The following is a 20,476-nucleotide window of genomic DNA, read 5'->3' as shown; positions in this document are numbered from 1 at the left end:
TCACACCGAGGAGAACCGCATGGCGTCCTATTCCGGCCGCGGCGTGCACGGACAGGTCGTACACAAGCTGGGCGCGCGCATCGTGGGAGGGGAGATCGCCGAGGGCGAGATCCTGGACATCGGCGCGCTCGGAGCGGAACTGGAGGTGAGCCTGACCGTCATGCGGGAGGCGTTGAAGGTTCTCGCGGGCAAGGGGCTGACCGACGCACGGCAGAAGCGCGGCACCTTCGTCCGGGAGCGAACACACTGGAACCTCCTCGACGCCGACGTGATCCGCTGGCGGATGGAGACGGGCGACGGCGGCCCGTTGCTGCGCGACCTCTCCGACGTACGCTCCATCGTCGAGCCCGCCGCGGCGCACCGGGCCGCCCTGCACCGCACCGACGCCGACCTGGCCGCCCTCGAAGCCGCCCTCGAAGCCATGGGGCGGACCCGGACGGACCCCGCCGCGGCCGCCGAGGCGGACGTGGCCTTCCACCGGGCGCTGCTCGCCGCCACCGGCAACGAGCTGCTCCGCAGGATGGACATGCTCCTGGAGCCCGGACTCAGGGAACGCGACCGCATGGTCCACGCACACGCCGACGCCGACGACCCCGTCCCCAGCCACCGTGCCGTCCTCGACGCGATCCGGGACGGGGCCCCGGCGCGCGCCGAGTCCGCCATGCTGGACCTGCTGGCCAAGGCGGCCGAGGACCTCGACCACCTCGACCGGGCTCCAAATGGCGCGGCTCGACCCTGAGTTCCGGCACGAGTTGCGACCGGCCGACAGCGAAACGACAGCCGTGTTTTACGCCCGCCCGACGTCCGGCACGACAGCATCACCACACGGTCTGAACAGCACGTGCCCCGGGGCCGTACCTCTCGGCAGATCATCACGCATCCACCCCGGAAGGGAACCCCAGCATGACCAGCGCATCGTTTCACCCCGCAGCGGGTCCGGCTCGTCGTATCGTCGTGGCGGCGGCCGGAGCGGCGGGGCTCGCCGTCGCGCTGACCGCGTGCGGAGGCTCGGACGACGACGCGTCGAGCGACACCGGCGCCGCTCCCTCGGCCCCCACGTCCGACTCGGCGGGCGACGGCGGTTCGGGCGGCGAGAACACCGGAGCCGCGCTCGCGGCGACCGCCGACATCCCCGAGGGCGGCGGGAAGGTCTTCGCCGACCGGAAAGTGGTGGTCACCCAGCCCGCGGCGGGCGAGTTCAAGGCATTCTCCGCCACCTGCACCCACCAGGGATGCGCCGTGAAGAGCGTGTCCGACGGCGTCATCAACTGCCCCTGTCACAACAGCAACTTCTCGATCACCGACGGCAGCGTGCAGAGCGGTCCGGCGACCAAGCCGCTGCCCGCCGTGCAGATCACGGTCAGCGGGGACTCGATCCAGATGGCCGGATGACCGTCACTCAGCGCCGGGGCCGGAAGATCATGATGACCCCCGGCGAGCTGGACGCGTTCCTCACCACGCAGCGCACTTGCCGGGTCGCGACGGTCTCGCCCGACGGCGCCCCGCACGTGAGCACGCTCTGGTTCGCCTGGGACGGCTCCTCGATGTGGCTGTACTCGGTCGTGCGCAGCCGGCGCTGGACGGATCTGCGGCGCGACCCCCGGGTGGCGATCGTCGTGGACACCGGCGAGGAGTACGACGAGTTGCGGGGCGCGGAGCTGTCCGGCCGGGTGGAGTCCGTGGGCGAGGCACCGCGCACCGGCGAGCTGTACGCCGAACTGGACTTCCCCGAGACTCTGTTCGCCCGCAAGAACTTCGGTCTGGAGGAGATGCCGCACGACGGCCGGCACGCGTGGCTGCGGCTGACGCCCGAGAAGGTGGTCTCCTGGGACTTCCGCAAGCTGTCGTCGCCGTGACCGGCCTGGCCTCGCCGTGACCGGCCTGGCCTCGCCTATACCGCCTCCTTCACCTTTCCCACCTCTCCCGCCTTTCCCGGCTCCCCCACCTCCCCCGCCGTCGCCCGCAACGCCTCCACCGCCGCCCGGATCGACGGGCGGCGGTCGGCGTCCGCGCGCCAGACGACGTACACGTGCCGGCGCACCCGCTGCTTCAGCGGCGCCGTGACGACCTCGGCGGGCATCGGATGGCGACCGAGCAGCGGCGCGATGCACACGCCGAGCCCCGCGGCGACCAGACCCAGCTGGGTGTGGGTCTCGGCGGCGCGATGGCCGACGGTCGGCTCGATGCCCTTCGAGCGCAGTGTGAACATCAGCCATTCGTGGCAGAACTCGCCCTCGCCCCACGTGATCCACTCGTCCTCGGCGAACTCGGCGAGGTCCACCTCGTCGCGGCCCGCCAGCCGGTGGCCGACCGGCATGGCCACGTCCGCGGGGTCGTCCAGGAGCGGCGCCTTGACCAGGCCGTCGGGCAGCGGCATCGGCTTGTTGTACCAGTCGAGCACGACGGCCAGGTCCAGGTCTCCGCGCACCACGCCGTTGATGCCGCGCTCCGGCTCCGACTCGCAGGAGCGGATGCGCAACGCCGGATGCTGGGTGCGCAGGGCGGCCAGCGCGCCGGGGAAGAGTCCGCGGGCGGCCGTCGGGAACGCCGACAGCCTCAGCTCGCCCGCCACCTGCCCGCGCTGGGCCTCCAGGTCGGCCTGGGCGAGTTCGACCTGGGAGAGGATGCGGGCCGCGTGCTCGGCGAGCAGCCGGCCCGCGTCCGTGAGCCGCACGCCCCGCCCGTTCTTGGCGAGCAGCTGCTGACCTGCCTCGCGCTCCAGCTTGGCCATCTGCTGGGAGACGGCCGAGGTGGTGATGTGCAGGCCGACGGCGGCGCCGCTCACCGATCCGTGCCGGGCGAGGGCGTCGAGGGTGCGCAGGCGCTCCAGGTTCAACATGTAAGCAATGCTACGAGACACTCCGTGCGTAATGTCGATTGTGCTACGAGGTTGGCTGCATCATCGTTGCCTGCATGAGCAGCAGTGTCGCGTCCTCTCCCGCAGCCCGCCGCGCCTTCGACTGGCGGCTGCGCTTCGGGCTCCTCTCCCTCGTCTGGGGCTTCAGCTTCCTCTTCATGAAGGTGGGGACGGAGAGTTTCGCCCCGTTCCAGGTCACGCTGGGGCGGCTGGTGTTCGGCACGGCCGTGGTCGCCGTCGCGATGGCGGTGAAGCGGGAGCGGCTGCCGCGCGGGACGTGGACCTGGGTCCACCTGACGGTCGCCGGGTTCCTGCTCAACGCGCTGCCGTTCTCCCTGTTCGCCTTCTCGGAGCTGACGATCCCGTCGTCACTCGCGGGCATCTGCAACGCGACCTCACCGCTGTGGGGCATGGCCCTGTCGCTGATCGCCCTCTCCGAGGACCGGCCGACGCGGCGGCGGGTGGCCGGCCTCGGCATCGGATTCCTCGGTGTCCTGACGGTGCTGGGTGTCTGGCAGGGCTTCCACGGCCTGGACGTCACGGGCACGGCGCTGGCCCTGCTGGCCTCGCTCAGCTATCCGGTCGGCTGGATCTACGTCCGCCGCACCCTGGCCGGCTCCAGCCACTCCCACCTCTCGCTGACCGGCGCCCAGCTGGGTCTCGCCACGGCGCAACTGGCCGTCGTGACGCCGCTCTTCACCTCGATGCCGGGCGGCTTCGCGGTCGTGCCCCTGCTGGCGGTGGCGGCGCTGGGCATTCTGGGCACCGGGCTCGCCTTCCTGATCCAGTACGACCTGGTGACCGAGGTCGGCCCGACGACAGCGCAGATGGTCACCTACTTCACCCCGGTCATCGCCACGGCCGCGGGCGTCGCGCTGCTCGGGGAGTCGCTGTCCTGGTCGACGCCGGCCGGTGCGGCGATCGTCCTCGCGGGTGCGGCGCTGACCCGGGCACGACCCGGGGCAACCACGGGCACCGCGGAGCCGGCCCGCCGGACACGGGAGCGCGACAAGGCTACGACGTAGGCGAAGACGCTGGCGGGCACACAGGTGGGACACCGGCGGCGACGAAGGCCACGACGCAGGCGGGCGCATAGGCGAGGACGTTGGCGGGCAGATAGGCGAAGACGCAGGCGGGCCCACGTGTCAGGCATAGCTCCGCAGCGGCCCCGGCCCCACCGCCGCCGCGACCGCGTCCGCCAGAGGGCCGGTGTCCTGCTCCGTCAGCGTCGAGACGGTGACGCGGATGCCGGGCGGGGCGTTCAGGCGGAAGCGGGCGCCGGGGGCGACGGCCCACCCGGCGTGCAGCAGCCGGGCGACGGCACCGGTCTCGTCCGGCACCGGGATCCACACGTTCATGCCGCTGCGCCCGTACGCGGCGATCCCGCGCTCCGCGAGGGCTCCGAGCAGGGCGTCCCGGCGCCGCCCGTACGCCGCCGCCACCGCGTGCGCGTCCACGGAGCCGTCCGCCCACAGCCGGGCCACGGCCCGCTGGGTGATGCGGCTGACCCAGCCGGGGCCCAGCCGCTGCCGCCCGCGCACCCGATCCAGCGTGACGGCGTCTCCGGTGAGCACGGCGAGGCGCAGGTCGGGGCCGTACGCCTTGGCCGCCGAGCGGACGAAGGCCCAGCTGTGCGTCGTACCGGCGAGGGGGTGCAGGGGCAGGTCGACGATGCGGTGGCCGTGGTCGTCCTCCACCAGCAGCGTCCGCGGGTGCTCGCGCAGCACGGACCGCAGGGCACGCGCGCGCGTGGCGCTCACCGCGGCGCCCGTCGGGTTCTGCGCGCGGTCCGTGACGACCAGGGCGCGGGCGCCGGCCCCGAGGACCCGCCGTACGTCGTCGGGCAGCGGCCCCTCGTCGTCGACGCCGACGGCGACCGTGCGCAGGCCGAGCGCGGGGACGAGGTCGAGGAGGCTGCCCCAGCCCGGATCCTCGACGGCGACGGCGTCACCCGGTCGGAGGTGGGTCGCCAGCACCCGTTCCATGGCGTCCAGCGAGCCGGAGGTGACGGCCACGGGCCCGTCCGGCACCCCGTCGGCGTCCAGCTCGGCGCGTGCGAGGCGCACCAGCTCCGGTTCCACGGGCTCGTGCCCGTACAGGACGGGCTCGCGGTCGCCCTCTTCGGCCGCCGCGGCGAAAACCGGTCCGAGCGCGGGCAGCAGCGCCGGGTCCGGGTTGCCGTCGGACACGTCGCGCACGCCCTCCGGCACCTCTACCCGGATGAACTCGCGCCCCGTGGTGGCCGGTTTCGAGCGTACCCGGCTGCCCCGGCGTCCGGCCGTCTCGATGACCCCGCGCTCGCGCAGGGTGCGGTAGGCGGCGGCCACGGTGTTCGGGTTCACCCCGAGCCGCTCCGCCAACTCCCGCATCGGCGGAAGCGGTTGTCCCGGCACCAGCTCCCCGGAGGCCACCGCACGCTCGACGCTCGCGGAGATCTCCGCTGCGCCCCGACCTGTGATCCGATACTCTCCTAGCACAAACACAATTATGCACTAGTGCAATGGAGAGCGCCATGCAGGGGACCACACGGACGCAGCCGCCGTCGCAGCCCGCCACCGCCTACCCGCCCACCGACCGCACCGTCCCCACCCGCTCCCCCGACCGGGCCTCCTACGACAAGGAGCTGGTGCACGCGATACTCGACGAGGGCTACGTCTGCCATCTCGGCTTCGTCCGCGACGGCGCCCCGGTGGTGCTGCCGACGCTCTACGGCCGGGTGGGCGATCGGCTCTACGTGCACGGCTCGACGGGCTCCCGCCCGCTGCGGATGACGGGCGCGGCCGACCCGGGCCTGCCGGTGTGCCTGACGGTGACGCACGTGGACGCGCTGGTGCTGGCCCGCTCGGCCTTCCACCACTCGATCAACTACCGGTCGGTGGTCGTGCACGGCACCGCGTACGAGGTGACGGACCCGGAGGAGAGGCGCACGGCCCTGGACGCCCTGGTCGACCACGTCGTACCCGGCCGCTCCGCCGACTCCCGGCCGGCCAACAAGAAGGAGCTGGCCGCCACCGCCGTGATCCGCCTCGACCTGGACGAGGTCTCCGCCAAGCTCCGCACCGGCGGCGTGAACGACGAGCCGGAGGACCTCGCCCTCCCCCACTGGGCCGGCCTGGTCCCGCTGCGCAAGGGGTACGACACCCCGGTCGCCGACCCGGGCCTGGACGCCGGGACGAGGCTGCCCGACTACCTCTCGACCCCGTGATCCTGGTCCTGGTCCACCCCTGGGACGCGCCGCCCGTCTCGTGACGACCCGGCCGAGGAGACCGGCCTAGGTGTATTGCCCTGTGAGGGCGGCTCCGCGCGGGCCACGGCGGGCGAGGCATCCGAAGACGGCCTCCGTGCCCCGCCTGCGAGCAGGCCGCGCAGAGAAGCACGCCGAAGACGGCTCCCTGCCCTGCGGCGTGGGGGGCCTCTCTCGCCGAGAGGCCCCCCGACCGTCACGCCGGCGCCGGCCGGGTCCGTGCCTGCCGGGTCTCCGCCACCGCGAGCCCCGCGACCGAGCCGAGCATCAGCAGCGTTCCGGCCAGCGTCGCCGCGGTGAGGTGCTCGCCGAGCAGCAGGACGGCCAGCGCCGCCGCGCTGACCGGCTCCAGCAGCATGATCACGGAGACCGTGGCGGACCGGACGACGGCCGCGCCGGCGAAGTAGAGCCCATAGGCGAGGGCGGTCGGGACCGCGGCGACGTAGGCCAGCAGCCACAGGAGCCGGACCGGCTCGTCGGTGTGCGGCAGCAGGCCCTCCGCGAGGGCGAGGGGCAGCAGGCACAGACTGGTGACGGCGAACGCCCCGACGGACGTACTGGCGGCGTCCGCCCCGCCGTCGCGCCCCCACCAGCGGGTGAGCAGGGTCATCGCCGAGTACCCGGCCGCGGACAGCAGCGCGAGCAGTACGCCCGACACGCGGACCGTCGTGCTTCCGTCGCCGAGCACGAGCACCATGAGCCCGGCGAGCGCTCCGACCACGGCGGCGGCCCCGCCCCGGCCCAGGTGCTCCCCGAGGGCGAAACGCGCGCCGAGTGCGATCAGCACCGGGCCGGCGCCGAGGGTGACGATGGTGGCCACGGCGAGCCCGGTGGACTGCACCGCGGCGAAGTAGGCGGTCTGGAACATCGCGAGGCCGAGGCCCGTGACTACGGCCCGCAGCGCCTTGCGGCCGAACGGCTCGCGTACGGCCGGGCGCGCGGGCCGGCGCAGCGGACGGACGGCGAACAGCAGGACGAGCCCGGCCGCGCAACGCCAGAACGACAGGGCGACGGGCCCCATGTCGCTGGCCCGGTAGACCAGCGAGGCGGCGGCACCGGCGGTGCCCCAGGCGACACCGGCGACGATCAGATAGAGGAGGCCACGCCCGACGGGCAGGCCTGAGACGGCATTCGACACGAGTTCTCTCCGCAGACGCGCACAGGGCGCGGAAGTTTGAAGCGGCCCCGGAAGAACCGGGGGCGCGGGGGCTGCGTCTGCGGGCAGCATCGTCCGGCCCGGCGGCATCGCGCCGGGCTGATCGGAGGGGCCCGCCTCTCAGGCGGTCGGAGGCGGGAGGACGAGCGCGTCGGAATGCATGATCAGCAGCCTAGGTCGCCGTTCCCCTGCTGGACAACTCCCTATCGGGTCCACCGCTCGCCACCGGGTCCGCGGAGCCCTTCGCCGGTGTCGACGACTGGGCGATGAAGGCACCCACCAGGACCACCACGCCGCCGATGATCTGCGGGGCGGAGAGGTGCTCGCCGAGCAGCACCCAGGCCAGGACGGTCGCGATGACCGCTTCGAGGCAGGCCACGACGCCCGCGACCTGCGGCGACAGGCGGCGCACGGCGACGATGCCGGTGACGTAGGCGAGGACCGTGGCGATGAGCACGATCCAGGCCAGCAGCAGGGCGGCGGCGACGGGTGTGCCGTTCATGGGGACATCGTGGGTGAGGATGGACCAGTCCATCGACCAGGGGCGGGCGACGACGGTGAGCACGGCGGCACCGACGAGCAGGCCGTAGGCGATGACGCCGAGCGGGTCCGGCGCCTCGTCGCCGGCGTCGCTGCCCTGGTCGGACAGGACGAAGTAGCCGACCTGGCAGCAGGCGGCGCCGAGCGCGAGGAGCAGTCCGAGCGCGTCGAAGCCCAGCCCCGACCAGACCTCCACCACGCAGGCGAGTCCGCCGACCGCGAGGACCACGCCGAGCGCCGCCGCCCGCGTCACCGGCCGCCGCTGCACGAACCGCACCCAGCCGAGGACCAGCGCGGGCGCCAGGTACTCGACGAGCAGCGCGACGCCGACGGGGATACGGGAGATCGCGGCGAAGTAGCAGGCCTGGACACCCGCCACTGCCAGCAGCCCGAAGCCGGCGAGCAGCCCGGGCCGTCGGCGCAGCAGCGCGCGGTGGCGCACGGCGAGCGGCAGCATGACCAGGGCCGCGCCGGCCACGCGCAGCCACACCACGTGGAGCGGATCGAGTCCCGCCTCGATCAGCGGCTTGGCCGCGACCCCGGAACCTCCGAAGGCGACCGCGGACGCGAGCGCCAGGCCGAGCCCGGCACCCTTGCCGCGACGGCCGCGAGCACTGTCAGACGTATGCACCGGCACATGATGACAGGGGCCGACATGACCGTCATCCCCGATGACACCTGTCTCACCGGCTGGACGACCGGGCCGCTCCCGGCTCCGGGACCGGGACCGGGGCCGAGACCGGGCCGGGACCGGGGCCGGGGCCGAGACCGAGACCGGGGCCGGGCCGGGGCCGAGACCGAGACCGAGACCGGGGCCGGGCCGGGGCCGAGACCGAGACCGGGGCCGAGACCGGGCCGGGACCGGGGCCGGGGCCGAGACCGAGACCGGGGCCGAGACCGGGCCGGGACCGGGACCGGGCCGGGGCCGGGACCGAGACCGGGCCGGGACCGGGACCGGGCCGGGGCCGGGACCGGGGCCGGGGCCGAGACCGGGCCGGGACCGGGACCGGGCCGGGGCCGGGACCGGGGCCGGGGCCGAGACCAGGGCCGGGGCCGAGACCAGGGCCGGGGCCGGGACCGGGGCCGGGGCCGGGACCGGGGCCGGGGCCGAGACCAGGGCCGGGGCCGGGACCGGGGGTTCGGTCTCAGGCTGTCGGCTCGACGTGATTCTCCACGCGGGCGAGCACCGTGCGCGGCTCGACGGCGGCGCGGCCGAGCACCTCGACGGCACGTGCCTGCGGATCCGTGACGAGGGCCGCGAGCAGGTCGACACCGCAGGCCCGGTCCACTCCGCGCCGGGCGGCCCGGACGCAGGCGCCTTCCATGGCCGCGGCGGCCAGCGGCGAGAAGCCGGTGCCCCCGGTCACCACGGGTACGGCGCCGGAGTCCTCGACGGTGCTCTGCCAGCGCAGGCCGTAACCGATGCTGCGCTGCACGAGGTAGCCGAGCAGCCGGGCGACCTGGGGGCCCTCGCCCAGGACGGCGCGGGCCTCGGGGTCGCACTCGAGGAGGGAGTGCAGCAGATGGGCCGTGTCGATCTGCCGGTCGCCGTCCCGCACCGCTCTGCGGCGGGCGCCGGTGACCACCGATGCCAGTTCTTCGCTGAACCGGGCATCGGGATCGGTGCCGTCCGGACGCCGGCCGTTCTGCTCGCCGGCCGACTGCCGGGGGATACGGGGTTGCACATCCCCTAGCCCATCAGCATCTCCAGAGCGGGTCATCCCCGAAGGGAAGCATCTTCGCGTCCCACGCAGAGTGGACGCACCGGGCCGGAATCTCCTCCTTGCGGATGAGATCAAACCGTTTCGCCCCGCCGGGCGCGCGCCCCCTTGCCACGCGCTCCCCGGGCAACCGAAGCATGCCGTCGGGGGTCCAACAGGGGTATGAGGAGCAGGTGCTGGCTCGTGGCCCTGCCGGCGGTCGACGGCAGGCAGTACGTGTACCGGGTGCACGCCCCGGCGGAGGCGCTGCTCGCCGGCCTGTTCCGGGAGGCGTGGCACTGCCACGACGGGAGCGCCTTCCCGCGCGCGTGGGATCCCTCCGACGCGGCGGTGATACGGCGGTCGCCTGAGCGGGCCGAGGGCGGTCGACCGACCGGGCCGACCGATCACGCCACACGCGAAGGTGCCCCGCGGATCACTCCGCGGGGCACCCCGTGACGACGGCCGTGCCGGGTCAGTCCTCGTCGGCGAGGATCAGGTACAGCTTCTTGCGGGCGTCACCGATGACGGCGAGCGCCTTCTCCCGCTGTTCCTTGCTGCCGGTCTTCCAGACCTGGCCGAAGGCCTCCATCAGCCCGAAGCCGGCCTGCCGGATGTCGTTCAGGGCTTCCCAGTCGACGCCCCGCGAGGCCTCTTCCCAGGGAGCCTCCGGGCCTTCCTCGGCCGCGGTGCGGCCCGCCTCGGTGAGCGCGAAGAGCTTCTTGCCGCCCTCGCTCTCGCTGGCGATCAGACCCTCGTCCTCAAGCAGTTGAAGGGTGGGGTACACCGAACCGGGGCTGGGCTTCCACGCCCCGCCGCTGCGCTCGGCGATCTCCTGGATCATCTCGTAGCCGTGCATCGGCCGGTCCTTCAGCAGGGCCAGAATCGACGCCCGTACGTCACCGCGCCGTGCCCTTCCCCTGGGACCGCCGCGTCCGCGACCTCCCCAGGGACCTCCGTGGCCGAATCCCGGCCCGAAGGGGCCGCCGGGGCCACCACCACCGGGGCCACCCGGCCCGAAGGGACCGAAGGCCGCACGCCGACCGTCGAAGCCGCCGTGACCGAAGGGACCACCGCCTCCGTGGCCGTGTCCGCCGTGTCCACGCTCATGTCCGTGGTTGTGCATCGCCATCACTCCACTCAGTCTTTGATCTGTCGCGTATCAATCGCGATGCTTCAACGATATATCGGAATGTATCGACTGCCAAGTCCTCCCGATACCGCCGCCGACGAGCGCCCGTCGTCGTCGTGACCGCCCGGCGGGAATCCGGTCCAGAACTCACGAATTGGCCTTGGTCCGCTGCTTCGTGGAGCGTTTAGCGTCGGAGCATGCGCATCCGAATCGTCGACGCCTTCACCGACCGGCCCTTCGCCGGCAACCCCGCCGGGGTCCTGCTCCTCGATGCCTTTCCGGACAACGACCGGCTCCAGCAGGTCGCCCTGGAGGTCAACCACGCCGAGACCGCGTTCGCCCACCGTCTGCCCGAGGGCGGCGAGGCCGACTGGGCGCTGCGCTGGTTCACCCCGGCCACCGAGGTCGCGATGTGCGGCCACGCGACGCTCGCCACGGCCCACGTCCTGCACACCACCGGCGCCCACCAGGGCACCGTGCGGTTCGCCACCCGCAGTGGCGTCCTCGTCGCCACGCCGGACGAGGACGGCTCGATCACCCTGGACTTCCCCACCGCGCCGCTCACCCCGGTCGATGCCCCGGAGGGCGTCGCCGAGGCCCTGGGCACCGAGCCCCTCGCGGTCCTGGACACCGGACCGGACATCGGGGACCTGCTGGTCGAGGTCGCCGACGAGAAGACGGTCCGCGGCCTGGCCCCGGACCACAAGGCGCTGGCCGCGTACTCCGAGCGCGGCATCATCGCCACCGCCCGTGCGGAGGACGCCGCCCGCGGCTACGACTACGTCTCCCGCTGCTTCTTCCCGAACGTCGGCATCGACGAGGACCCGGTCACCGGCAGCGCCCACACGGCCCTCGCGCCCTTCTGGTCCGAGCGCCTCGGCCGCCCCGGCCTCACCGGGATGCAGGCCTCGCCCCGCTCCGGCCGGGTCCGTACGGAGCTGCGCGGCGAGCGCACGCTGCTGAGCGGGCGCGCGGTGACGGTGATCGAGGGTGAGCTGCTGGCCTAGACGTACTGCCCAACCGGGTTGGGGTGACGCGGCGAACGGCGGCCCGTCGTCCCCTCCCCGTCACGCCGTCGGCAGCCAGTCCACCTTCCCGGCCAGCAGCGCGTAGCCCACGAAGGCACCGATGTCGAGCAGCGAGTGCGCCACCACCAGCGGGCCCACGCGCCCCCACCGGCGGTACAGGTACACGAACACGACGCCCATGACCATGTTGCCGATGAAGCCGCCGATGCCCTGGTAGAGGTGGTACGACCCGCGCAGCGCCGAACTGGCCGCGAGCGACGCGCCCGGACTCCAGCCGAGCTGATCGAGCCGGCGCAGCAGGTAGCCGACGACGATGACTTCCTCCAGGACGGAGTTCTGCACCGCCGAGAAGATCAGTACGGGGTACTTCCACCACACCTCGGGCAGGGCCTCGGGCACCACGGTGAGGTTGAAGCCGAGGCCCCGGGCGGCCAGGTAGAAGGCGATGCCGGTGCTGCCGATGACGGCGGCGACGACAGCACCGCGGCCCAGGTCCGGCCACGGACGGGTGCGGTCGAAGCCGAGGGCGCGCAGGCCGCTTCCCTCCCGCAGCAGGAAGTGCGCGACCAGGGCGACCGGGACGAGCGCCGTGGTGATCCCGAAGAGCTGCCAGGCCAGGTCCAGCCAGGGACGGCCGGGCGCGGCGGAGGCGTTGAGGGTGGCCGCCTGGTCCTTGAGCCCGCCGGGCCGGGTGACCGAGCCGATGAAGCTGATGAGGGCGGACACCCCGCTGGCGCCGAGCGACAACGCCAGGACGAGCAGCGTCTCGTCACGCAGGACCCGTCGCGGGAGCCGCTCCTGACGCTTCTGAGGGAACGAATCGTCCACCGGGCCCGCCTCCGCCATGCACACCTGCCTCCAGCCGGAACGTCACAGCTTGCCCGATCAGTATGAGGCGACGCGCGGCGGGGGCGGTCCCGGCGCGATCCGGTCCCGGCGCGATCCGGTTGCGGCCCCGGCGCGATCCGGCGAAGCGGTGCTCGCCGACGCCCGGAGCACACCGACACCCCAAGTACACCGACGCCCGCGCTCGCCCGCCCTTCCCGGTGCCGCCGGTCTCAGCCCAGCGGCGCCGGCTCCGGCAGGCCCACCGGCCACAGGTGCACGGGGTCGCCCTCGCGCATGAGCTCGACGTAGCGGCGGGTCGTGGCGGCCAGCGCGGCCTCCCGGGACAGGCCGGCCTCCAGTGCCCGGTGGAAGGTGTCCGCCTGCCAGGACGCGCCGTTGACCCGGCGCCGGCACCGCTCCTCGATCACGCCGAGGTACAGGTCCCGGTCGGCGGGCTCCACGCCCCACGCGTCGAGACCGGCCTCGGCGAGCGGCAGCAGTTCGTCGCGTACGAGGACGGCGGCGTCGACCTCGGTGGTGCCGCCCAGCCGGCCGCGCTTGGGCCATTCGAAGCGGGCGTCGATGCCGTGGCGGCACGCCGCCTCGAAGTTGGCGGCGGCGGCCTCGAAGGGCAGCCGGGTCCACAGCGGCCTCGGCTCCTCTGCGAGCGCGCGCACGACGCCGTAGTAGAAGGCCGCGTTGGCGATGACATCGGTGACGGTGGGTCCGGCGGGCAGGACACGGTTCTCCACGCGCAGATGCGGGACCCCGTCGGCGATGTCGTAGACCGGGCGGTTCCAGCGGTAGACGGTGCCGTTGTGCAGGACGAGTTCGGAGAGCGAGGGCACGCCGCCGGCTTCCAGGACCTCCAGCGGGTCCTCGTCGTCGCAGATCGGGAGCAGCGCCGGGAAGTAGCGCCGGTTCTCCTCGAACAGGTCGTACGCCGAGGTCACCCACCGCTCGCCGAACCAGGTGCGCGGCCGGACACCCTGGGCCTGGAGTTCGGGCGGGCGGGTGTCCGTGGACTGCTGGAACAGTGGGGGCCGCGACTCCCGCCACAGCTCGCGGCCGAACAGGAAGGGCGCGTTCGCGCCGACGGCGATCTGCGCGGCGGTGACCGCCTGGGCCGCGTTCCACACGTCGGCGAAGCGGTCCGGGGTGACCTGGAGGTGCAGCTGCACCGAGGTGCAGGCGGCCTCGGGAGCGATGGACTTGGAGGTGCAGGTCAGGCGCTCGACACCCTCGATGTCGAGGGTGAAGTCCTCGCCGCGGGCGGCCACGATCTGCTCGTTGAGGAGGGCGTAGCGATCGACGGCGGAGAGATTGGACGAGACCAGGTCGTCCCGGTCCAGCGTCGGCAGAATGCCGATCATCGCGATTCCCGCGTCGACCTCGCCGGCCTTGCGGTCTGCATATGCCAGCGACGTTCGGATCTCCTCGGCCAGACGGTCGAATACCCGGCCGCCCAGTCGGTGGGGGGCGATGTTGACCTCCAGGTTGAACATGGCTAGTTCTGTTTGGAAGTCGCGGCTCGCGATGCGCTCCAGGACTTGCGCATTCAACATTTTCGGCATCCCGTCGGCACCGACGAGATTCAATTCGATCTCCAGCCCCATCAGGTTCTTCGGGCGGTCGAACCTTCTCTCCGCCAGAAGTCGCTCCAGACCCGTCAGGCACCGCTGGAGCTTCTCGCGGTAGCGCTGGCGATCGGACAGGTCGAACTGACCTGCCACGACCTTCTCCCCCATGGAAGAGTCCCTTCTCGGAGCGGTGAGTCGAAGATCCGGCCGCCGGGGGCCGGTCAGGTGGGATGATGCCCAGCCGAAGCGATCGATAACGTCCCCGCACCGGCCCGGCACCCGCTAGGCTGTGCCGATGTGACCGGTGGCACATTCATCGGGCATGCCACGTCGAACAGTTTCCACGGCCGGGAAGTCGTGAAAACCGCCGACGACAATTGGCCGACCGCTCGGCGAACATTCCCCGAGGTCGCCGTCGTACACCCGGCACGAAATCCGGATGATTCCCGCATATCGGCGGCCGAATGCGACCTTGTACTGGTTGCCGGAATCAGCTAGCCGAAACACAGTCTGAACACATGTCGTATAAACTCCGCGGACAAGGCAGATGACCGGCGCCCACGGTCGATGGATCCTGCTGTCGAGCTGACGCACGGCAGGCCTCACCCCCTTCTCGGTTCCCGGACCCCGGCCTCTGCCTCCCCAGCCACGTGAGCTGACAGCGTCGTCCGCCCCCGCCCCGCCCTCGCGCCACCGTGCCTTCGAATGAGAGGCGACCCACCATGCCCCTGCATGTCCACCCGGCTCCCGCGCCCGCCCTGCGCTCCGTCCTCAGCGCCCTCTCGTCTCCCACCGCGGTCCGCGAGGCCCGGACCCCGTCCCTGCTCGGCGCCCAGGGACCCGCCACACCCGAACTGCCGCTGCCCGTGCACGTCCTGGACCGGATCACGGCGGAGGGCGTGGCAGTGACACGGCTGACCGGATGGCGGTTCCTGATCCGCTGCGGCGACCGCGCGGTGGCGGCGGCGGAGACCATGCTGACCCCCGACGGATGGGCGTTCTCACACTTCTTCGAGGGCCCCTACGTCGCCTCGACCGAGCACGCGCTGCGCCAGGCCGAGTCGGTCCCCCAGGCCTACCAGCCCCGTCTGCTGTCGGTCCCCGGGCTCTACATGCTCACGCTGTGGCTGCACGGCGACCGCACCGCGGACGCCGCCGCCGGACACCCCGCGGCCACCGACCTGCTGGTGCCGCTGGCGCCGGCCCCGCCCGGCATCGCGGCCCACCGGCCGCACCGGGTCGCCGAGCTGCTGCCGGTCCTCACCCACCGGGTGACGCCGACCCGGCTGCTGCGCTCCCCCGCCTGACCGGCCCGTTCGCGTCGGCCGCCTCCCGTCCCGGGCGGACTAGCCCCATAGGGCCATGCCGAACCATCCGAAGTGACAGTGCAGTTGAGCTGAACCGTCCGCGCGGGTGACGCGTCATCAACCTGTGAGAAGCGGTGCTGCGAAATACCTGCGGATCGAGGCCCGTAGGGCAACACTGGGTTCGGACCGACTCAAACAACGGGGGGCGGCCATGAACGAAGCTTCACGCCGCGGGACAGACCAGCCAGCGACCTCACCCGACTCAACAGACCGAGAGACCCCACTCATGTGCCAGCACCAGCCACCGTGTCCGTCAGCCGACTCCGCCGACCGGGAATCCGCCCGCCTCGTGGCGCACCACCCGGAACAGGGTTGGAGCCTGCTGTGCAACGGCGTCGTCCTCTTCGAGGACACCGGTGAGCTCCTGCCGGACGGCCAGGTCATCGCCCCGCACCGCCCTGTCGGTGCGGGCGTGATGAGCGCCGCCTGAGCACAGGCCGGGCGGGGTGGCTCCACTCCGCCCGGTGATGCGCGGGGCCGGCCCGCGGACATCGTCTGCGAACCGGCCCTGGCGCGTGTCCGGCTTCCGCTCTTTCACGCCGGGACGTCCCATGCCGGCGCTCCCGCTCAGCCCCTAGTCACGAGCTCCTCGAGGGCGATGTTCAGTTCGAGGACGTTGAGCCGCGGCTCGCCGATGAAGCCGAGGGTGCGGCCCTGTGCGTGCCGGTCGACAAGCCCCTGGACCTTCGCGACGGACAGGCCGTTCTCCCGGGCGATTCGGGGTACCTGCAGCTCGGCGTAGTCCGGCGAGATGTCCGGGTCCAGTCCCGAGCCGGATGAGGTCACCGCGTCCGCGGGGATCTCGGACCGCTCGACGGGGTGGCCGGGGACCGAGTTGTCCTCGACGACGGCGGCCTGCGCCGCCCTCACCTGCTCGACCAGCTCCGGGTTGTCGGCGGCCAGGTTGGTGGCGCCGGACAGGATCAGGCGGTACTGGGTGTTGAGGGTGTTCTCCCCCAGACCGTTGGCCGGGCGGCCCTGGAACCACTTCAGGTCGGGTTCCGGAGTCTCCTGCCCCGGCTCCAGCGGCAGGTTGTACGACTGCCCGATCAGCGAGGACCCCACCACGCGGCCGTCGGCCGACACTTCCGAGCCGTTCGCCTTGCCGTTGAACAGGGCCTGGGCGACTCCCGTGACCACCAGTGGGTAGAGGACGCCCGTCACCAGGGTCAGCGCGAAGAGGGCACGCAGGCCGGCCCCGAGCAACCGGACGGTGTTCGATACCGAGTTGTTCATGGCGGTCAACCGATTCCGGGGATGAGGGACAGGAGCAGGTCGATGATCTTGATGCCGACGAAGGGGGCGACCAGTCCGCCCAGGCCGTAGACCGTGAGGCTGCGCCGGAGCATCCGGTCCGCGCTCATCGGCCTGTACCGCACGCCGCGCAGGGCGAGCGGCACCAGCACGACGATGATCAGCGCGTTGAAGACGACCGCCGACAGGATCGCGGAGTCCGGCGAGGACAGCCGCATGACGTTGAGCTTGTCCAGGCCGGGGTGGACCGCCGCGAACAGCGCCGGGATGATCGCGAAGTACTTGGCAACGTCGTTGGCGATGGAGAACGTGGTCAGCGCGCCCCGCGTGATGAGGAGCTGCTTGCCGATCTCGACGATCTCGATGAGCTTCGTCGGGTTGGAGTCGAGGTCGACCATGTTGCCGGCCTCCTTGGCGGCCGACGTGCCGGTGTTCATCGCCACCCCGACGTCGGCCTGCGCGAGGGCGGGCGCGTCGTTGGTGCCGTCGCCGGTCATCGCGACCAGCTTGCCGCCGGCCTGCTCGCGCTTGATCAGGGCCATCTTGTCCTCGGGCGTGGCCTCGGCGAGGAAGTCGTCGACGCCTGCCTCGTCGGCGATCGCCTTGGCCGTCAGCGGGTTGTCGCCCGTGATCATGACGGTTCTGATGCCCATGCCCCGCAGTTCCTCGAACCGCTCCCGCATGCCCTGCTTGACGACGTCCTTCAGGTGGACGGCCCCGAGCACGCGGGCCCCGTCACCGTCCTCGACAGCGACCAGCAGCGGCGTACCGCCCGCCTCGGAGATGCCGTCGGCCAGCCGCTGGGTGTCCTCGGCGACCTCGCCGCCGCGCTCGCGCACCCAGGCGGTCACCGAACCGGCCGCTCCCTTGCGGATCCTGCGGCCGTCGACGTCCACGCCGGACATGCGGGTCTGTGCGGTGAAGGAGATCCATTCGGCGCCCCTCAGCTCGCCCTGGTGCCGCTCGCGCAGCCCGTACCTCTCCTTGGCGAGGACTACGACCGAGCGGCCCTCGGGCGTCTCGTCGGCCAGTGAGGAGAGCTGGGCGGCGTCCGCCATCCGCGCCTCCGTCGTACCGCGCACCGGCACGAACTCGGCCGCCTGCCGGTTGCCGAGCGTGATCGTGCCGGTCTTGTCCAGCAGCAGCGTGGAGACATCGCCGGCCGCCTCGACGGCACGGCCCGACATGGCCAGCACGTTGCGCTGGACCAGGCGGTCCATGCCCGCGATGCCGATCGCGGAGAGCAGGGCGCCGATCGTGGTCGGGATCAGGCAGACCAGCAGCGCCACCAGGACCACCATCGTCAGTTCGGTGCCCGCGTAGTCGGCGACCGGCGTCAGCGTGGCGCAGGCCAGCAGGAAGACGATGGTGAGCGAGGCGAGCAGGATGTTCAGCGCGATCTCGTTCGGGGTCTTCTGGCGTGCCGCGCCCTCGACCAGGTTGATCATCCGGTCGATGAACGTCTCACCCGGCTCGGTGGTGATCCTGACGACGACGCGGTCGGAGAGGACCTTCGTCCCGCCGGTGACGGCGCTGCGGTCGCCGCCCGACTCGCGGATGACGGGCGCCGACTCACCGGTGATGGCCGACTCGTCGACCGAGGCGACACCCTCGACGACGTCGCCGTCGCCCGGTATGACGTCTCCGGCCTCGCAGACCACCAGGTCGCCGACGGCCAGCACGGTGCCGGGGACCGTGCTCCCGTCCACCCGGCGGGCGACCGTGCCGGTCCTGGCCCGGCGCAGTGTGTCGGCCTGGGCCTTGCCCCGGCCCTCCGCGACGGCCTCCGCCAGGTTGGCGAAGAGCACGGTCAGCCAGAGCCAGGCGCTGATGGTCCAGCCGAACCAGTCCCCGGGGTCCGTGAAGGAGAAGGCGGTGGTCAGCACCGAGCCGATCCACACCACGAACATCACGGGCGACTTGACCATCACCCTCGGATCGAGCTTGCGGAACGCCTCGGGCAGCGACGCGACCAGTTGCGCGGGTTGGAAGATCCCTCCGCCGACGCGCCCCTCGGCGGGCGGGCGGCCGGTGGGTACGTCGCTGTGCGGCGCCCGGTTCCCGGTGGCGGCGGTGGAAGTGGCTGTGGACATGGAGTCCTCGTGCTTCTGTGTACGAGCGGTCATCACGCCAGCCCTTCGGCCAGCGGGCCAAGGGCCAGCACCGGGAAGTAGGTGAGACCGACGATGATCAGGATCGCGCCCACCAGCAGGCCGGTGAACATCGGCTTCTCGGTGCGCAGGGTGCCCGCGGTCGCCGGCACCGGCTGCTGCCCGGCCAGCGAGCCGGCCAGCGCCAGGACGAACACCATCGGCAGGAAACGGCCGAGCAGCATCGCGAGCCCGGTCGTGCTGTTGAACCAGTCGGTGTTCGCGTTCAGGCCGGCGAAGGCCGAGCCGTTGTTGTTCGCGGCGGAGGTGAAGGCGTACAGCACCTCGGAGAAGCCGTGGGCGCCCTGGTTGAGCATCGAGTTCGGCGGCGTCGGCAGGGCCATGGACAGCGAGGTGAACACCAGTACCAGCGCCGGGGTGATCAGGATGTAGACCGCCGCCAGCTTGATCTCGCGGGGGCCGATCTTCTTGCCGAGGTACTCCGGTGTGCGCCCGACCATGAGCCCCGCGATGAACACGGCGATGATCGCCATGATCAGCATGCCGTGGAGACCGGAGCCGACACCGCCGGGCGCGATCTCGCCCAGCATCATGCCCAGCATGGTGATGCCGCCGCCGAATCCGGTGTACGACGAGTGGAAGGAGTCGACGGCACCGGTGGAGGTGAGCGTCGTGGTCACCGCGAAGATCGACGAGCCGCCGACCCCGAAGCGCAGCTCCTTGCCCTCCAGCGCGCCGCCGGCCGCCTGGAGCGCGGGCCCCTGGTGGGCGAACTCGGTCCACATCATGAGGGCGACGAAGCCGACCCAGATGGTGGCCATGGTCGCGAGGATCGCGTAGCCCTGACGCACCGAGCCGGCCATGACGCCGAAGGTCCGGGTCAGGGAGACCGGGATGAGCAGGATCAGGAAGATCTCGAACAGGTTGGTGAACGGCGTCGGGTTCTCGAAGGGGTGGGCGCTGTTGGCGTTGAAGTAGCCGCCGCCGTTGGTGCCCAGCTCCTTGATGACCTCCTGCGAGGCGACGGCGCCGCCGTTCCACTGCTGCGGGCCGCCCAGGAACTGACCGACCTCGTGGATGCCGGAGAAGTTCTGGATGACTCCGCAGGCGACCAGCACGAGCGCGCCGAGGACGGCCAGTGGCACCAGCACGCGGGTGACCCCGCGCACCAGGTCCGACCAGAAGTTGCCCAGCTCCCCGGTGCGAGCGCGGGCGAAGCCCCGCACGAGGGCGACGGCCACGGCCATGCCGACCGCCGCGGAGACGAAGTTCTGCACGGCGAGACCGGCGGTCTGCACGACGTGCCCCATCGTCTGTTCGCCGGAGTACGACTGCCAGTTGGTGTTGGCCACGAACGACGCGGCGGTGTTGAAGGCCTGCGCCGGCTCCACCGAGTCGAAGCCGAGCGAGCCCGGCAGGACACCTTGGACGCGCTGGAGCAGGTAGAGGAAGAGGACACCGGCGAAGGAGAAGGCGAGCACGCCGCGCAGGTACGCGGTCCAGCGCATCTCCGTGTCCGGGTCGGCACCGATGCCCTTGTAGATCCACTTCTCGACCCGCAGGTGCTCGGGGGCGGAGTAGACCCGGGCCATGTGGTTGCCCAGTGGAGCGTGCACGACAGCCAGTGCGCCGATGAGGGCGAGCAGCTGGAGCACGCCGGCGGTTACGGGACCCATGGA

At 72.2% G+C, this 20,476-nt stretch carries 20 protein-coding genes; 9 read left to right on the top strand and 11 right to left on the bottom strand.

The genetic code is table 11. The features are described from left to right. The first annotated feature begins 19 nt into the window (after nt 1-19). The 3 genes from ACIQ1J_RS15550 to ACIQ1J_RS15540 all read left to right on the top strand — a co-directional run bounded on the left by ACIQ1J_RS15550 (nt 20) and on the right by ACIQ1J_RS15540 (nt 1,856). A complete protein-coding gene (locus ACIQ1J_RS15550) occupies nt 20-739 on the top strand; it encodes a FadR/GntR family transcriptional regulator (protein WP_403557230.1) in 720 nt (239 codons plus the stop codon). A gap of 164 nt (nt 740-903) precedes the next feature. Further along, nucleotides 904-1,392, top strand: a complete 489-nt coding sequence (locus ACIQ1J_RS15545) for a Rieske (2Fe-2S) protein (protein WP_403557229.1) — start codon at nt 904-906, stop codon at nt 1,390-1,392. Then, nucleotides 1,389-1,856 (top strand): pyridoxamine 5'-phosphate oxidase family protein, encoded by a 468-nt coding sequence (locus tag ACIQ1J_RS15540; RefSeq protein ID WP_403557228.1) that lies wholly within the window; start codon nt 1,389-1,391, stop codon nt 1,854-1,856. The genes ACIQ1J_RS15545 and ACIQ1J_RS15540 overlap by 4 nt, the downstream gene beginning before the upstream one ends. A 35-nt stretch (nt 1,857-1,891) precedes the next feature. Here ACIQ1J_RS15540 and ACIQ1J_RS15535 read toward each other — a convergent pair whose 3' ends face one another. Next, nucleotides 1,892-2,839 carry a LysR family transcriptional regulator gene (locus ACIQ1J_RS15535; RefSeq protein ID WP_403557227.1) on the bottom strand — a complete coding sequence of 316 codons (948 nt, stop codon included), beginning with the start codon at nt 2,837-2,839 and terminating at the stop codon, nt 1,892-1,894. Nucleotides 2,840-2,913: 74 nt separating this feature from the next. Between ACIQ1J_RS15535 and ACIQ1J_RS15530 the strand changes: the two genes are divergently transcribed. After that, nucleotides 2,914-3,882, top strand: a complete 969-nt coding sequence (locus tag ACIQ1J_RS15530; protein ID WP_403557226.1) for a DMT family transporter — start codon at nt 2,914-2,916, stop codon at nt 3,880-3,882. A gap of 120 nt (nt 3,883-4,002) precedes the next feature. Here ACIQ1J_RS15530 and ACIQ1J_RS15525 read toward each other — a convergent pair whose 3' ends face one another. Further along, nucleotides 4,003-5,334: an aminotransferase class I/II-fold pyridoxal phosphate-dependent enzyme gene (locus ACIQ1J_RS15525; protein WP_210964133.1), complete on the bottom strand. Its 1,332-nt coding sequence runs from the start codon at nt 5,332-5,334 to the stop codon at nt 4,003-4,005. Between the two features lie 35 nt (nt 5,335-5,369). Here ACIQ1J_RS15525 and ACIQ1J_RS15520 point away from each other — a divergent pair, with 35 nt between their 5' ends. Next, nucleotides 5,370-6,062 (top strand): pyridoxamine 5'-phosphate oxidase family protein, encoded by a 693-nt coding sequence (locus ACIQ1J_RS15520; RefSeq protein ID WP_403557225.1) that lies wholly within the window; start codon nt 5,370-5,372, stop codon nt 6,060-6,062. Nucleotides 6,063-6,297: 235 nt separating this feature from the next. On the opposite strand, the gene ACIQ1J_RS15515 is transcribed toward ACIQ1J_RS15520, so the two are convergent. From ACIQ1J_RS15515 to ACIQ1J_RS15505, 3 genes are all read right to left on the bottom strand, one after another. Continuing rightward, on the bottom strand, nt 6,298-7,239 hold the full coding sequence (locus tag ACIQ1J_RS15515) for a DMT family transporter (RefSeq protein ID WP_403557224.1): 942 nt from the start codon (nt 7,237-7,239) through the stop codon (nt 6,298-6,300). Nucleotides 7,240-7,429: 190 nt separating this feature from the next. Then, complete coding sequence (locus ACIQ1J_RS15510; protein WP_403557223.1) at nt 7,430-8,434, bottom strand: EamA family transporter; 1,005 nt, start codon at nt 8,432-8,434, stop codon at nt 7,430-7,432. A 508-nt stretch (nt 8,435-8,942) separates the two neighbouring features. Next, on the bottom strand, nt 8,943-9,482 hold the full coding sequence (locus tag ACIQ1J_RS15505) for a Clp protease N-terminal domain-containing protein (RefSeq protein WP_403557222.1): 540 nt from the start codon (nt 9,480-9,482) through the stop codon (nt 8,943-8,945). A 219-nt stretch (nt 9,483-9,701) separates the two neighbouring features. Between ACIQ1J_RS15505 and ACIQ1J_RS15500 the strand changes: the two genes are divergently transcribed. Beyond that, complete coding sequence (locus ACIQ1J_RS15500) at nt 9,702-9,956, top strand: hypothetical protein (protein ID WP_403557622.1); 255 nt, start codon at nt 9,702-9,704, stop codon at nt 9,954-9,956. Between the two features lie 16 nt (nt 9,957-9,972). Here the strand turns inward: ACIQ1J_RS15500 and ACIQ1J_RS15495 are convergent, their stop codons facing one another. After that, nucleotides 9,973-10,623 carry a PadR family transcriptional regulator gene (locus ACIQ1J_RS15495; RefSeq protein WP_403557595.1) on the bottom strand — a complete coding sequence of 217 codons (651 nt, stop codon included), beginning with the start codon at nt 10,621-10,623 and terminating at the stop codon, nt 9,973-9,975. 203 nt (nt 10,624-10,826) lie between these two features. On the opposite strand from ACIQ1J_RS15495, the gene ACIQ1J_RS15490 reads away from it, so the two are divergent. Further along, nucleotides 10,827-11,636, top strand: a complete 810-nt coding sequence (locus ACIQ1J_RS15490) for a PhzF family phenazine biosynthesis protein (RefSeq protein ID WP_403557221.1) — start codon at nt 10,827-10,829, stop codon at nt 11,634-11,636. A gap of 60 nt (nt 11,637-11,696) precedes the next feature. Here ACIQ1J_RS15490 and ACIQ1J_RS15485 read toward each other — a convergent pair whose 3' ends face one another. Both ACIQ1J_RS15485 and ACIQ1J_RS15480 read right to left on the bottom strand, forming a co-directional pair. Then, nucleotides 11,697-12,503: a CPBP family intramembrane glutamic endopeptidase gene (locus ACIQ1J_RS15485; RefSeq protein ID WP_403557220.1), complete on the bottom strand. Its 807-nt coding sequence runs from the start codon at nt 12,501-12,503 to the stop codon at nt 11,697-11,699. Between the two features lie 212 nt (nt 12,504-12,715). Further along, nucleotides 12,716-14,233, bottom strand: a complete 1,518-nt coding sequence (locus tag ACIQ1J_RS15480; RefSeq protein ID WP_403557219.1) for a glutamate--cysteine ligase — start codon at nt 14,231-14,233, stop codon at nt 12,716-12,718. A 554-nt stretch (nt 14,234-14,787) separates the two neighbouring features. Between ACIQ1J_RS15480 and ACIQ1J_RS15475 the strand changes: the two genes are divergently transcribed. Both ACIQ1J_RS15475 and ACIQ1J_RS15470 read left to right on the top strand, forming a co-directional pair. Beyond that, nucleotides 14,788-15,372: a hypothetical protein gene (locus tag ACIQ1J_RS15475; RefSeq protein ID WP_403557218.1), complete on the top strand. Its 585-nt coding sequence runs from the start codon at nt 14,788-14,790 to the stop codon at nt 15,370-15,372. Between the two features lie 286 nt (nt 15,373-15,658). After that, entirely contained in the window at nt 15,659-15,862 is a 204-nt protein-coding gene (locus ACIQ1J_RS15470; RefSeq protein WP_210964143.1) for a DUF5999 family protein, read from the top strand. A gap of 137 nt (nt 15,863-15,999) precedes the next feature. On the opposite strand, the gene ACIQ1J_RS15465 is transcribed toward ACIQ1J_RS15470, so the two are convergent. The 3 genes from ACIQ1J_RS15465 to kdpA are packed head-to-tail and all read right to left on the bottom strand — an operon-like array spanning nt 16,000 to nt 20,473. Then, nucleotides 16,000-16,668 (bottom strand): potassium-transporting ATPase subunit C, encoded by a 669-nt coding sequence (locus ACIQ1J_RS15465; RefSeq protein WP_403557217.1) that lies wholly within the window; start codon nt 16,666-16,668, stop codon nt 16,000-16,002. A gap of 5 nt (nt 16,669-16,673) precedes the next feature. Next, nucleotides 16,674-18,812 carry a potassium-transporting ATPase subunit KdpB gene (kdpB, locus tag ACIQ1J_RS15460; RefSeq protein WP_403557216.1) on the bottom strand — a complete coding sequence of 713 codons (2,139 nt, stop codon included), beginning with the start codon at nt 18,810-18,812 and terminating at the stop codon, nt 16,674-16,676. Further along, nucleotides 18,812-20,473, bottom strand: a complete 1,662-nt coding sequence (gene kdpA / locus ACIQ1J_RS15455) for a potassium-transporting ATPase subunit KdpA (RefSeq protein ID WP_403557215.1) — start codon at nt 20,471-20,473, stop codon at nt 18,812-18,814. The genes kdpB and kdpA overlap by 1 nt, the downstream gene beginning before the upstream one ends. Between the last annotated feature and the right edge of the window lie 3 nt (nt 20,474-20,476).

This window comes from Streptomyces sp. NPDC097107, from assembly GCF_044762405.1.
GTDB lineage: Bacteria > Actinomycetota > Actinomycetes > Streptomycetales > Streptomycetaceae > Streptomyces > Streptomyces thinghirensis.
The sequence above is the reverse complement of the archived record's forward strand: the minus strand, read 5'-3'. Positions and strand labels throughout refer to the sequence as shown.